This window comes from Paenibacillus sp. DRB1-1 (assembly GCF_052119485.1).
GTDB classification, from domain to species: Bacteria; Bacillota; Bacilli; order Paenibacillales; family Paenibacillaceae; genus Paenibacillus; species Paenibacillus polymyxa_B.
The window spans coordinates 1,107,620-1,121,111 of the sequence record NZ_JBODQH010000001.1 but is presented as its reverse complement, the minus strand read 5'-3'; the positions used below and the strand labels follow the sequence as shown (position 1 = coordinate 1,121,111).

At 42.2% G+C, this 13,492-nt stretch carries 10 protein-coding genes; 7 read left to right on the top strand and 3 right to left on the bottom strand.

Annotated features, from left to right (window positions below):
- The first annotated feature begins 201 nt into the window (after nucleotides 1–201).
- Nucleotides 202–1,146 carry an MBL fold metallo-hydrolase gene (locus tag ACQW03_RS05050; protein WP_441948539.1) on the top strand — a complete coding sequence of 315 codons (945 nt, stop codon included), beginning with the start codon at nucleotides 202–204 and terminating at the stop codon, nucleotides 1,144–1,146.
- A 660-nt stretch (nucleotides 1,147–1,806) separates the two neighbouring features.
- On the opposite strand, the gene ACQW03_RS05045 is transcribed toward ACQW03_RS05050, so the two are convergent.
- Entirely contained in the window at nucleotides 1,807–2,034 is a 228-nt protein-coding gene (locus ACQW03_RS05045; RefSeq protein WP_233901837.1) for a tyrosine-type recombinase/integrase, read from the bottom strand.
- 376 nt (nucleotides 2,035–2,410) lie between these two features.
- On the opposite strand from ACQW03_RS05045, the gene ACQW03_RS05040 reads away from it, so the two are divergent.
- The 5 genes from ACQW03_RS05040 to ACQW03_RS05020 all read left to right on the top strand — a co-directional run bounded on the left by ACQW03_RS05040 (nucleotide 2,411) and on the right by ACQW03_RS05020 (nucleotide 10,095).
- Entirely contained in the window at nucleotides 2,411–3,391 is a 981-nt protein-coding gene (locus ACQW03_RS05040; protein WP_441948537.1) for a hypothetical protein, read from the top strand.
- A 1,323-nt stretch (nucleotides 3,392–4,714) separates the two neighbouring features.
- Nucleotides 4,715–5,743 (top strand): LamG-like jellyroll fold domain-containing protein, encoded by a 1,029-nt coding sequence (locus tag ACQW03_RS05035; RefSeq protein WP_441948535.1) that lies wholly within the window; start codon nucleotides 4,715–4,717, stop codon nucleotides 5,741–5,743.
- Nucleotides 5,744–5,773: 30 nt separating this feature from the next.
- The gene (locus tag ACQW03_RS05030; protein ID WP_441948533.1) at nucleotides 5,774–7,447 is read left to right on the top strand and encodes a hypothetical protein; all 1,674 of its coding nucleotides are present in this window, start codon (nucleotides 5,774–5,776) and stop codon (nucleotides 7,445–7,447) included.
- A 336-nt stretch (nucleotides 7,448–7,783) separates the two neighbouring features.
- Nucleotides 7,784–8,665: an AraC family transcriptional regulator gene (locus ACQW03_RS05025; RefSeq protein ID WP_441948531.1), complete on the top strand. Its 882-nt coding sequence runs from the start codon at nucleotides 7,784–7,786 to the stop codon at nucleotides 8,663–8,665.
- Nucleotides 8,666–8,766: 101 nt separating this feature from the next.
- Nucleotides 8,767–10,095, top strand: a complete 1,329-nt coding sequence (locus ACQW03_RS05020; RefSeq protein ID WP_441948529.1) for a prolyl oligopeptidase family serine peptidase — start codon at nucleotides 8,767–8,769, stop codon at nucleotides 10,093–10,095.
- A gap of 122 nt (nucleotides 10,096–10,217) precedes the next feature.
- On the opposite strand, the gene ACQW03_RS05015 is transcribed toward ACQW03_RS05020, so the two are convergent.
- On the bottom strand, nucleotides 10,218–11,186 hold the full coding sequence (locus ACQW03_RS05015; protein ID WP_071639917.1) for a Gfo/Idh/MocA family protein: 969 nt from the start codon (nucleotides 11,184–11,186) through the stop codon (nucleotides 10,218–10,220).
- A gap of 167 nt (nucleotides 11,187–11,353) precedes the next feature.
- Between ACQW03_RS05015 and ACQW03_RS05010 the strand changes: the two genes are divergently transcribed.
- Nucleotides 11,354–12,313 carry a sugar-binding transcriptional regulator gene (locus ACQW03_RS05010; protein ID WP_220030915.1) on the top strand — a complete coding sequence of 320 codons (960 nt, stop codon included), beginning with the start codon at nucleotides 11,354–11,356 and terminating at the stop codon, nucleotides 12,311–12,313.
- Between the two features lie 73 nt (nucleotides 12,314–12,386).
- Here ACQW03_RS05010 and ACQW03_RS05005 read toward each other — a convergent pair whose 3' ends face one another.
- Nucleotides 12,387–13,175: a polysaccharide deacetylase family protein gene (locus ACQW03_RS05005; protein WP_441948527.1), complete on the bottom strand. Its 789-nt coding sequence runs from the start codon at nucleotides 13,173–13,175 to the stop codon at nucleotides 12,387–12,389.
- Nucleotides 13,176–13,492 lie beyond the last annotated feature (317 nt).

The window sequence follows — 13,492 nt, the reverse complement described above, 5'->3', positions numbered from 1 at the left end:
AACCAAAATTTAAAACTATTATACATCTTTAAGTCAACTCGAAGTCGATATTTGCACCTCTAACTTCATTTCAAAAATTTGTGCTTGATTTCTAGTTGACTCTAACTTGTAAGCTAAAGTTGCTAATTGATATACATGAAACATAAAAAACTAAAGATAAAAGGAAATGGTGTCAAACTTATTTTGATGGAGGCATAAACAATGAACAACCAATATTTCACGATTCAACAAGCAGCGGAAGGTATCTGGGGTGCTATTTCGGTACCTGGTAGTGGTTCGCTGGGGAATGCGGCAATTATTGACATTGGGGATTTGACCGTTGTTGTGGACACAACCAACCTACCGCATTCTGGTGCTTTGTTACGTCAAACCGCAGAACAATTAACGAATAAACCAATTAAATATGTGATCAATACTCATTTCCATGGAGATCATGTCAACGGCAATCAGGAATTCATGGAAAGTGATTTTATATCTACCGTTTGGACAAGAGATTTGCTATCTGAAATGGGTAAAGTGAATATTGATCTAATGCAACAAAACATTCAGAAGTTAATAAATAGCCTACATCAAGTACGTTCACAAGAAAAAAATCCGCACATGTTAACCGAAATCGGCTATGATCTTTCCGTGCAGAGAGCCCTGTATGATGCTATCCCTTCCCTTCGTAGGGTGATACCCACGATAACTTTTGACGATAAACTAGTTATAAAAGGAGCAAAACGCACTGTCGAAGTTTTATCTTACGGAGGCGGCCATTCTTTAAGCGATGCCGTTATTTACGTGCCTGAAGAACGAACCTTGATTGCTGGTGATTTAATAACCAACAAGACGATTCCGGTCATGCCATACGGTAATCCCTACGCTTGGATACGCATCCTTAGACGCATTCAAAGAGATCTGAAGGTAGATACTGTCATTCCCGGGCATGGAGATGTGTCCACTCCAGATAAAATCCTAGATGTCATTCGCTTTTTAGAAAAAACGATCGCTTATGTGTCTGAAGCTGCGACGAGCGGAAAACCAGAGTCTTACTGGTTAAATAAAGGTGTATTAAATGGCTATGAAGATTGGCATCTAGCTCAGTATTTCAGATGGAATTTTCGCTGGCTCTTCAATACAATGCTTGTTCAAAATAATAGATGAGACACAACTAGCACTCCCTTTAACTCCACCAGATTCACAAAGCCAGTTCTGAATGTCAACCCGGCAGCACGTTTGGGTATTTTCAAACGTAATTGTCAGTCTTCCGTAATATGTTAGATCTGGAGATAAAGACGCGGAGGTGTACAGAAAGCATAAAAGTTAGTTGCTTGCTTTAGAGCAAAATAACTATATTATGGGGCCGGATAAGTCTACACTACGAGATATCGTCATTCTGGAGAGTTGGGAGCGGGATAGAGCATACCTATGCCGCCAAGAGAAGGTGAGATATTTTAGAAAATTAAATTCTCAGAAATATCATTGCTACTTTCTATACCCCATTATACAATTGTAAGGAAGTTGTTGATTAGAATGAATTATGTGGGGGGCAACATGGTTATTTGAATCACAAAAAATCACATGAAAAATCACAATTCCGGCGAATGAGGGCGGATGTAGACGAATAAAACTTTCTGAAGATAAGCCCAAACAAGCTATACAATAGAAGATAAGTTTTACGACGTTCCTCTGCGAGAGTAAATCAAAGATGGGCGGCATGAAGTAATAAAACCAAAAACCCTTGGTGCAACAAGGGTTTAAAGGGTTGCTATATTGATTTGTTAACGATTTGTTAACAAATAGTCTGTTTTTTAGAGGCTCTCATTAGTTCTCCGAACTTTTGAGAAGCCTCTTTTCTTTTTGGTTTCGTGATATGGAGATACATTTTGTTGTGATTCGATCACTTGAATGACTGAGTTGGTGCATGATTTGTTCTAAACTAATACCAGCCTCAGCTAGAAGAGAAGTATGGGTGTGTCTAAGTGAATGTGGTGTTAATTCCTGATTGAGTCCAGCTAACTTAAGTAATCTTTTCATCCGTAGTTCTACCATTTTTATCACTTGAGGGTAACCCGCAAATTCACCAGTTTTTGCGAATACGAATCCCCCGTCATGCTATGTGGAAGGTCGCTTATTTCTTTCTATCTCTTGAATGGTTAGGAGGTTAGTGTAATCTTCAATCAAATCCGGTTCCTAGGTATGTAAAATCCCCGCAACCTTAATTGGTCGGCGGGGATTTTAGTGTTTTTACACTGGGATTATTCAAGTCATGCGATTGCCAGTGCTGCTTAAAAAAATGATTGACTTGATTCCCATTCAAGACCACTTGGATTGGGTATGTTCCCCATGTTAGATATCTCCAGGCAAGTGTCCAATCTTCCGCGAATGCCAAACATACAATGTGGTATCTTTTGTGGAGGTGAAATTTATGAAGTGTGAACCGTATCATTTGAGAAAGCAAAGGTCCAAACATGCCAAGAAAGTCAGACGCTACCTTGCAAAGAAAATCAGACGCCACCTCGTTAAGAAAGTTAAAGTGATTAAGGTTAAGCCTGAAGTTATGGTTAATGCTCCACAAGGTCCTCAAGGAATACCGGGGCTTCCCGGGCCATTGGGACCTGCCGGTCCGAAAGGGATTCAAGGTTCACAGGGAGTGCTAGGTCCTCCAGGATCAACAGGACTACAAGGGATACCGGGACCTGCCGGACCATTGGGAGCTCAGGGACCGCAAGGGATACCAGGAACGCCAGGTTCAGCCGGTGCAACAGGACCTGCTGGAGCTACTGGCGCGATAGGCGCACCGGGACCTGCTGGAGCTACTGGCGCGATAGGCGCACCGGGACCTGCTGGAGCTACTGGCGCGATAGGCGCACCGGGACCTGCTGGAGCTACTGGCGCGATAGGCGCACCGGGACCTGCCGGAGCTACTGGCGCGATAGGCGCACCGGGACCTGCCGGGGCTACCGGCGCGATAGGCGCACCGGGACCTGCCGGGGCTACTGGCGCAACAGGTGCTCCTGGTATTTTTACCGCGTTTGACTGTACTACATTTTCAGGTCCAACTTTAACTGCAGAAGTCCCGACGGCGAATCTTGCATCTGTAACTGTAACTGTACCATCTATTACGAGTACTGTTTGGCTTACCGCTTACTCGACATGGACTCCTAGTTCTGCAAATCCGACGATCACATTTAGAATCTTCCGTGATGACGCTACCGTAATCGCAACTGCAAGCGATACTCCTGTTTCAGCAAACAGTCCTATTACGACTGCCTTGACTACCTGTGACGAAGCCCCACTAACAGGTGCACACACTTATACATTACAGGCTACTGGAAACGCCCTTTCTGGCGGACAGACAATCACTATTAATACGGGAGCTCTTACGGCAGCAGTCGCTAATACTTAATAAGAAGAATTGCTACTTCATATGCCTCAATATATAATAGAAGGAAATTGTTCATGAAACCGATGTGTGGTGAATATTTCGTTATTTGAATCACAAAAAAGTCACAATCTCGGCGAATATGGACGAATATAGGCAAATGAAATTTTCTGAATAGGGAAAAAACATGTTATAAAATAAGAGTTAAGTTCTGAAATGTCTAGCGGCGAGGATTAATCAAAGATGGGCGTAATGATGTAATAAACATCATTAAGCCTTGATATATAGGGGCTTTTAAGTGGAATAAAGATAAATGATCATACTTTTGCTCATAGTAAGTAAAAATGCTCACTTTTTTCACAAAAACCATCTTATCAGAAAAGGTCTCTCATCATTTCACTGAAATGATGAGAGACCTTTTCTCTATATTGGCTGTCATATGAGGGTTAATGTTTTTATCAATACCTGCCTTTTTAAATAGACGTTTTAGTCTAGTTTCCACTACTTTTCTTGATTGCAGATGTCTATCATTTCGTGCAAAGATAAACTGATTATCTACATATAGGTTTCCTTTCTTAATTTTATTTCTTTTTGTTTAATCTCTTGGCGTTTTAACATTTTCACAAGTTTTTCATCAATACGAATGGTTCGGATAGATCCTGATGTTTTCAGTAAAAGTAATTCATACTTGTTTATATTGTTACTTGGATCGTATAAAGTCTTTGTAATACGAGGGATACAATTGTACCATAATAGCTTAAAGGCTATCGACAAAAGTATGCTTTCCTACTTCTTGAGCAATTAGGGATACGTGAATGGCACTGACATCACTGACATCACTGACATCACATAAACCCTTATTATCTTTCGAAAGACGGTAGTTATTCGAACTTGCTTATTGTTCATGAAGCAGTTCATCAGTCAATTCATCAAAAAGACAAAGATAGAATAGAAAATTTTACAATATTTAAAGTTTGCTAATAAGCAGAAAGAAAAAGTGAATAATCTACGATTGAAATGTCAAAATGAAATAATCTAACTTTGGGAAAATAGCAATTATCTTCTTAATACATAGATAGAATAAATTGGTTTAGTTGGAACTCGGTAAGAGATGAAAGTCTCACGTACGGTGTGAACAGGGGGAAAAGGGAGCGATAACTTTAAACTCTTACCTATCTGTATGTAGAATACTTATGAAGTCGATTCTCCATTGTGAAATCGGCTTTTTTGATGCTGATGCACAAAAACTAAATTAGAAGTTCTTCTGCAAATTGGTATCAAAAGCTACGAATATTTAAGTATCGTTTGTTCAGAATATATATTATTGATAAAAGGGGAGGAAGGATTTTGAATAAGTTAATTGTCCATCATTGCTATTCCCGCTCATCCTTTGACTTGTCTGATAATCGCAACCATGGCTTGCCATTATATGTTAAACAACAGCCAGAAGCTTTTTTCTTTGACAAACCAGAGAGCATAGTTCAAATTGACCCTAACCCTAGTCTTAAGGATCTTTGGTCTATCCGCGTCCTCGTTTCATTTAATTTGTCTCCAGAAGGAGCTTTCAATCGGACATATAACCTTATACAGGGTGATGATTGCTTTAGAATGTATATTGCAAGTGATGGGTCATTGCAAGGGAACATCTTCATCGATCGCAACCATTGGAACGTTCGATCCGAGCCAGGGCTTATTACTACTGACAATTGGCATACAGCAGAACTCCTATATGATGGAGTAAATACTTCAGAACTTTATCTTGATGGAGTGAAAGTTGCCGAAACATATAATGGTGAGGGACAAGTAAGTTCTATTGGATCTAGAGGCATTGCCATAGGACACGAGGCCGATAAATTAGTAAACAACTCGACCTTTAAAGGGCTTATCAGTGAAATAAAATTGTTTAAATATGATCCATATAAAGACATTAATGGGCTCCTAAATTCCTCTTGCAAAGACAGTAAAGCCATTGATATTGTTGTGCAAAAGTTACGACAGTACAAAGAGACACCTGAATCGGTAGAAGCTAAAGGGCGTGAGATACTACAGTTTGGTCTCGACATCATGAGCCAAGTAAGGGGTAACGATGCTGAAGTTACAAAACAGCAACGTCAATACTCTTTTGAAGCTTTTACAGCCTTTTTGCGAGGCGACCAGGCAGCTTACACTTCGGCTCAGGCTAGGCTTGCTTTACTCGCAATGCAAAACCTTAGTGCACATCAGATTAAGGAAATTGAGGGAAAAAGAGACAATCTCATCAAAAGCATGCCTTTACCTTTCGATGAACTTCAAGGTGTACTAAGCGCGTTTTGCCTTAATAAGACAACCATAGATCCGAATGCGCTCGTTGACGAGATTCATCGTTTGTCTAGGTAAACCTGAGAATAAAACAGGAGGGTGATAAACATGTTTAAGAATTTAAACTCAGTGGAACTCGCTTTGGCTTTTCAGCCAATCCTGCTTTTCGATCCGAGTGAGCGATTTTACCCAATTGCCGCCGAAGAATGGTTGGATCATCTAGCCACTGATTCATGGAATGGTAAAACTAATAAGCGAGGTAGTGCAGTAATGATGGTAGACCGCAATTCCACTAGCTTTGGCGATATAGATGTTCAAGCAGGTAGCCATTACCCCGCAGGTGATCACTTGGTCCTCAGTAATACCGGGCCTAATGGTATTGGACAAGAATTTACTGTTGGATTTAATCGGGATTTGTTTATTAATGTTGCAGGTTGGGATGATGCTCTGTCTCCCGACGATCAAGGCTACACAAAAGGTTCTCTTCAATATCTTGATTTGCTATTTAGGTCAGTAAGTAGCAATATTAATCCAATAATACCATTAGATGAACCTAGACCCTCGCCCGAATTTACCTTACCGCGTCTAAGCGTCCCGACCATTTACGCCGAGGTTGAATGGGCTGGAACATATCCGCGGCTTGATAAAGAACGGAGGGATAGTGTAAAAGATAATAAACAACGTGATTTTCCCCCAAGCATCGAATCAGATGAACCTGATAAGAATAACATTATGCTAGACCTTGATCGTTATATTGCTATAACTTATTATATGCTTTATCCTGCAATGGAACCGGCCCTATCTAGTGAAGATGACGAGATTCATAAACGGGAGGGACAGTGGGAAGCGATTACCATTTTCATTAAAAATATCTTTGATGATCTAGGCATGCGTAAGAGTCGAGATGGACGGGAACGTATGGATTTTCTCTATGGGAACGATGTAAAGAAGTGTATTAACTATTTTGAGCCCCGCTTTGTAGTATTTAGTAAAGGCTATACTACCGGTGAAGATCTTGACTCACCATTGGCGGCAGAGGTACGTCCTCTTTTTAATGTCAACAATCCTAACTTGGGAGTAATCAGGTTTGGTACGAATACTGTGGCATTTGTCGGTGCTGGACTACACAAGAACTTGTTTAACATTGCAGGAGCAGTGGTGATTCCTGGGGATTCGCCTCCTGACCCAACTCTAAATTCCATTGGAGGTGCTATTATGGGAGCAGCTGGCACCGGTGCTGGGATATGTCTTGCTTTTATAGCATCGTCAATTCCTCCAGCAGTCGTTGTATGTTTAGTTGTTTCTGGTGTGGTATTTTTAATTGGCCTAGTTTTGTTTGTGCTATCTTGGTTGCTCAAGGACGATCCAACGATTACAGAGGCACCACTTCCGAGCAGTACCGACGTTGCTAGGAGAGGTGGAGGACAGGCATTGCCTTCAGGGTTCCCAACGTTAACAAGTCCAGGAGTTGCACCTGTGGGCAAAGGTCTAAAAGCCATGATTCGAGTAATTGATCGATTTGGATTCGATCCTGAATTACCTGAAAGTAGCTATCCACTACCTGAACCGACTTCATTGGAAAATCCAATTGTGGAAATGCCTACATGGTGGAACTTTTCGGGACGGTGGGGAGTTAGAACTGTCCACCGTGCAACTAGTGAATGGGATAGTGGTACCCGTCGTGTAGATAAATACGGGCGTTCAAGAGGTTACTGGAATACCTATCGTCTTATCAAGTTCATTTCAGATCCTGACCGAAAGAGCGATAATATTCGATTGTGAGTTATATTACTAAGGAATTTTAGTGCAAATTTACTTAGGTGAGTTTAGAGACCATATTGTTTTACCGGTAATTAGGCGGTTGAACGCCCAAAATGAAAGCGTTGACATGGATTTCAACCCACTATATACTTAGCTTAATTAAATGAATAGTATTAGGATTGTTACTGTTACACGGGCAAAACCTAAGGAACAAAATGCTAAGATCCAAGGATCTTATGTATTTTGTTATACTTAGGTTTTTTTGTTTATAGAGAGAGGAAGGTTAAATACAAGTGGTTTCGGCACTCTGCTGGAGCCATTTTCTTCTATTTAGCACATCTGAGAGGAGCGACAAACTTGGAATACAAATATGAGCTGGTCCAGGCAGACAATCATTTTCCGTTAAAAATTATAGTTCATTCCTCAAATGAACCAGCGTACATACCTGGGCATTGGCACGACAGCATCGAAATATCCTATGTGCTTTCAGGAAGAATCGATAATATCTATATTGATGGCGCGAGTTATAGCTCCAAAGAAGGAGATATTGTGCTCATTAATTCGAATGCCATTCATTCCTTTTCTGTAGCTAAGGGAAAAGGAAGAGAGGCTATAACCGTTCTGATTCCTTCTGAATTTATCAGAGCAAATGTTAACGGCAGTAACCCCATTTCATTTGACTGTATCTCCATTTTCGAAACTAACGAGCAGAGATTACAGCATTTTGCGGAGCTGCGTGATTTGTTAAACACCTTATTTGTGGCTTATCTCAACCAGCATAATGACTCTTTAGCACATATCCATTTAACATCGCTATCTTATAAACTGGTGTATCTGTTATTAATGCATTTTAAAATGGATAATGAGTCTATCCGCGGCTTTAACTCCGATAAATATTTGGAGCGGCTGACGTTGATAACCAATTATATCAAAGAGAATTACGATCAAAGCTTATCCTTGGATTCGATAGCCCAGGTTTTTAGTTTGTCTCCCGAATATTTGTCCCGTTTTTTTGTCAAGCATGTAGGGATGACTCTATTTCAATATATCAATGCCATCCGTCTGGAGAGATCTTATCGTGTTCTTATGAATACGGATCATTCCATTATACAAATTGCGCTGGAGCACGGATTTCCGAACGAGAAATCTTTTGCCAGGGTATTTAAGAAGGTTTTTCAAGCAACACCACATCAATATCGAAAAGAGAACAAGAGGTATTCTGGAGCAAGGTGTCAGTAATTGACCTGAATTAGGCTAATAAAAGACAGGATGCAAATGAAAAAGACCATTAAAATAAATAATGTAAGCGTTTTATTAATGGATCTGGGAGGTAAGACATCATGTTTAAACGGTTTCAAAAGGCTGCTAAAACAACTATGTTACTCACTTTAGCTATCGGTACGACTCTTGCTTTCAGCTCCGGTGCATGGGCCAAGGATGTAAAGATACAGCCCACCTCATACCGGACGGTTGCGGAGGTTAAGGATTGGGGAGCAGCCATTACGAAGATCATTGTTAACCTGGGTAAGCCAGTCCCTAAAGATGCGATAACAAAGGATACATTTAAGGTCCATGTGGGAAGAAGCGACAACAGGCTGGTAAATCCCTTTATTGAGAATGGCAACCGGAAAGTCACCAAGGCCTATGTATCAGATAAAAGTGGCAACCCTGTAAATAAAACCGGAAGCTACGTTGTATTGGAAATGGAAATCGGTCCGGCCTTAACACTAAGCTCCGCTATTCATTATGATGCGGCAGGCTCCGGGTTTAATGCATGGAATGATAACAAATACACGATCACGCAGCAAAAAGCTATTAAAACCAAATCAGGAACGATTTCCGGCTTGAAGATTGATACTTCCGCGGGAGAGATACGGAAGCTGGTTGATCAATTTACAACTGGCAAAGCTACTTTTGACGGTGTTACTTTAACGTATGTGGACTACGCACCGGCACAAGACAAAGTGAAAAACCCTCTAGTGATCTGGCTGCACGGTATGGGTGAGGGAGGTACCGATCCGACGATTCCGATTTCCGGAAATAAAGCAGCGAATTTTGCTTCTAAGGATATCCAATCCTATTTTGGCGGGGCTTATGTGTTGGCACCTCAGACCCCAACCTACTGGATGGATGGCTTTACAGGCTTTGGAGATGGAACCTCCAAGTACGAGCAAGCATTGATGTCCTTAATTAAGGAGTACGTGGCCAAGAACAAAGACATTGATACAGATCGAATCTACATTGGCGGAGACTCCAACGGTGGTTACATGACTATGCTGATGATCCGTGATTATAAAGATTATTTTGCAGCAGCTGTGGTGGCCTGTGAAGCCTTGAAGGACAGCCTTATAACCGATGAACAAATTAACGAAATGAAGGACCTGCCGATCTGGTTTGTGGCTGCCAAAACCGACACCGTAGTACCGCCCAACGATTATACGATTCCGACCTACAACCGTTTAGTGAATGCCGGAGCAAAGGATGTTCATATGTCGTTATTTGATAACGTAGTGGATACCTCTGGTTTGTACAAGAAGAGCGACCAAACACCGTATGAATACAACGGCCACTGGTCCTGGATTTACGTGTATAACAACGAAGTATCGAAGGTGATTGACGGAAAGAAAACAACTATGATGCAATGGCTGGCCTCCAAAACATTGGACTAAAGTATAGCAATGATCTTATTAATTGCCGCGTAAATCGCGGCTTTTTATATTTTGGGGGATGAGATTCTTTTCAAAACCAAATGCCAAGAATCTCATCCCAGACTATACAGTGGATAGACCGGTTATTCGAAACTATACTTGATTCCCCACTGCTCTCGTATCTGACTCATGATATCCATAACGTCGAGGGAGAGGGCTAGGGTATTGCAGTTACTCTTGCCGGCAATACGGCTCTCTATTTCTTCAATCTCATACTGCAGTGCTTTGTCACTATCTCCTGCTTCAATGAGTTCTACAGTTCCGTCCAAATATTGAACAGTGGCGCTGGAGGCCCGAGGGAAATTGTCCACGGTGATATACCCCAATTCTCCCGCCACAATACCCCGCTTGGGCATTTTGGATCTCATAGCCAGAGAGACGATGGCCATCTCCTCTACACTGTTATTCAGGATGATACCAGATTGTTCATCCACGCCCGTCTCAAAGCGTTTGACAGTCGATAGAATTTCTTGCGGCTTCTCCGAAAGAAAATAACGGGCAAATGATATGGCATAAGTTCCAATATCCAGTAGTGCCCCTCCGGCCAGATCCTTGCTGAAGAAACGGTTATTCACATCGTACTCTTTATGACTGCCGAAAGAGACCTGAATCATTTTCAAACGGCCGATGGCCCCTTCGTCCAAGAGTTGCCGCAGCTTTTTATAAAGTGGCATGTGGTAGATCGTCATTGCTTCAGCCACTACTAATTGTTTTTCTTCGGCCAGACGGGCAATTTCGCATAGCTGTGCACTGTTTACCGTGATGGACTTTTCGCAGAGAACATGCTTGCCCTTCAAAAGGCATTCCATAATGTATTGATAATGATGACTGTGCGGTGTGGAGATGTAGACGGCATCCAGTTCGGAGTCCTGCAGCATTTCGCTGTGATCACCATAAGCCTTCAAGGCGCCGTATCGGCTGGCAAATTCCTCAGCTTTCTCCAGTGTCCGCGAGGCTACTGCATATAGTGTTCCGCCAAGCTCATTCAGGGCGGCTGCGAATTCCGCAGCGATCGATCCCGGCCCGATAATACCCCACTTCAAGTGATCCATTGTGAAGCCCCCGCTCTTAGTTTGATGTAAGCCAATCATCTCCCAGTAATATTTGATCTTCTGCACATTTGTGCATTATGATAAAATGTGTGCAAAATGATCGTCTATAGTATATCGGCGGTTATTTTTTCTGTCAAATGCAGGATGTGCAAAGAGAGGTTGAAAAGATGAATTTGCAAGAAGACCGGAAACTTTTAATTAAAGTTGCCCAGATGTATTATGAGCAGGACATGACACAGAGTGAGATTTCTAAAGTGCTGGGCATTTATCGGACAACAATCAGCCGGATGTTGAAGCGGGTACGTGAAGAGGGGATCGTGAGCATTACAATTAATTATGGGGCAGCCGGCCAACTTCCACTGGAGCAGAAGCTATGCGAGCATTTTGGACTTCAAGAAGCTATTGTTGTTATGACCGATCCAGCTCAGCCAAGCCACCTTAAGCGTAAAGCCATAGGTCAGGCTTGCACAGACTGGCTACAGCATAAGGTTCAGGAAAAGGATGTTATCGGCTTTTCTTGGGGTAGCAGTCTAGCGAGTGTAGTGGAGGAGTTTTCCCCCGATAGCCGCCCTTTTGTAACATTCATACCCATGGTTGGTGGTCCCTCAGGAAAACTGGAGAGCCGTTATCATGTGAACACTATTTGTTATCAAGCGGCGCTTAAGTGGAATGCCCGTTCATTAATGATTGATGCACCGGCGATTACAGAGCAGAGGGAGACCAGGGAGCAACTGATAAAGTCTCCTTATTTCAAGACAATCGCAGAATATTGGGATAAGTTAGATATTGCTTTATTTGGTATTGGCTCAGCGAAGTTGCAGGGACATGAAAAGTGGAGAGGCTTTTATGGCGATGCATTTATTACAGAATTGGAGGATGGACGGGCGGCCGGAGATATTTGCTCGCGTTTTTTTGACGATAGCGGTGTTCCAATAAAAACGAGTTTGGAAGATAGGACACTTACCATTTCGCTGGAGCAAATCAAAAAGGCGAAACTTTCTGTTGGTGTAGCAGAATCTTTAGAAAAGGTTCCAGGAATCCTGGGTGCACTGAATGGAGGTTACATGAATGTGCTTGTCACAACGGAAGAGACAGCATTAAAACTGCTGGAGCAAAGCTCCCGATAACAAATGTCCATGACATGATATGTACGATATAAAACTCCGTCAATCAATAATTGACGGAGTTTAATTCTTCCTTTCACTTATTCACTTCAATCAGCCCATCCGGTTTTTCCCGATTAGAGAGTAATTGGGATACCGTAACGAAGGTATAACCTCTCTTCTTGAGCTCGGGTAGAATAATTTTCAAGGCTTCAACGGTTTGTGTGCTTTGATGTACATAATCGTGCATGAGGACAATGTCGCCGTTACGGGCGTTGCGAAGGACCTTATTAGCGATGCGATGCACACCAGGCTTTCGCCAATCTAAGGTATCCTGATGCCAGGACCATAAAATAATTTTCAGCCCTTTCTCCTTGGAGAGCTTAACCAGCGAATCAGTATAGGAGCCGCCGGGCGGCCTAAAAAGATGGGTTCCCGTACCAGTTGCCTGAACAATGCTCGCCTGAGCTTGATCCAATTCGGACAGAGCTTTGTTGCGGGAAATATACTGAAAGGATGAGTGAAGGAAGGTATGGTTGCCAACTTCATGCCCTTCTTCTCGTTCCCGCTTGACAAGGTGAGGCAGCTTTTCTACACGACTGCCGACGACAAAAAATGTCGCTTTAGCATCGTATTCTTTAAGCAAATCCAAAATGGCAGGCGTGTTGCTTTCGTCCGGTCCGTCATCGAATGTGAGAGCGATAAGCTTACGATGGGTAGGAACTTCCCATACAATGTCGCCCCGTTCTTCGTAATAGGCCCTTCCCTTTGTAGGAGTAGGGGAGGCGTATGATGGGGCCTGTGCATTGGTAGATGGAGTGGGACAAGAGCTGATACAGAGTAAAGAAACAGCGATTCCAGTGCACAGCAAACGGTTATATTTCATAAGGCTTCTTCTCCGTTCTAACGTATTCTCACATTAGCTTGCCAAGAAGAAGCATATACCATTCCTCGTTTCTGAAATTCATCCATTCCAATCACTTAAAATTAGATCTAATTGCTTCTTCAGCAAGGCGCAGATTACGGAGTTATGCTCAAAAATAGTGATAGCTTGCTTGTTGATAACATCCTGTACCCATGTTAAGTTGTACATATCCATCCTTGGTTTCAATGTGCAGTTGAGGTAGGTCATTGTCCAGTTCGTGAGAGTCTTAATCTGACGAAAAATGAAGAGGTCGACGGGACAAGCCGCAAAAGCTGATC

Bases quoted from the DNA above. Each gene is read 5' to 3' on its own strand.
- ACQW03_RS05050 (WP_441948539.1), top strand. From the start codon at position 202: ATGAACAACCAATATTTCACGATTCAACAAGCAGCGGAAGGTATCTGG.
- ACQW03_RS05045 (WP_233901837.1), bottom strand. From the start codon at position 2,034: ATGGTAGAACTACGGATGAAAAGATTACTTAAGTTAGCTGGACTCAAT.
- ACQW03_RS05040 (WP_441948537.1), top strand. From the start codon at position 2,411: ATGAAGTGTGAACCGTATCATTTGAGAAAGCAAAGGTCCAAACATGCC.
- ACQW03_RS05030 (WP_441948533.1), top strand. From the start codon at position 5,774: ATGTTTAAGAATTTAAACTCAGTGGAACTCGCTTTGGCTTTTCAGCCA.
- ACQW03_RS05020 (WP_441948529.1), top strand. From the start codon at position 8,767: ATGTTTAAACGGTTTCAAAAGGCTGCTAAAACAACTATGTTACTCACT.
- ACQW03_RS05015 (WP_071639917.1), bottom strand. From the start codon at position 11,186: ATGGATCACTTGAAGTGGGGTATTATCGGGCCGGGATCGATCGCTGCG.
- ACQW03_RS05010 (WP_220030915.1), top strand. From the start codon at position 11,354: ATGAATTTGCAAGAAGACCGGAAACTTTTAATTAAAGTTGCCCAGATG.
- ACQW03_RS05005 (WP_441948527.1), bottom strand. From the start codon at position 13,175: ATGAAATATAACCGTTTGCTGTGCACTGGAATCGCTGTTTCTTTACTC.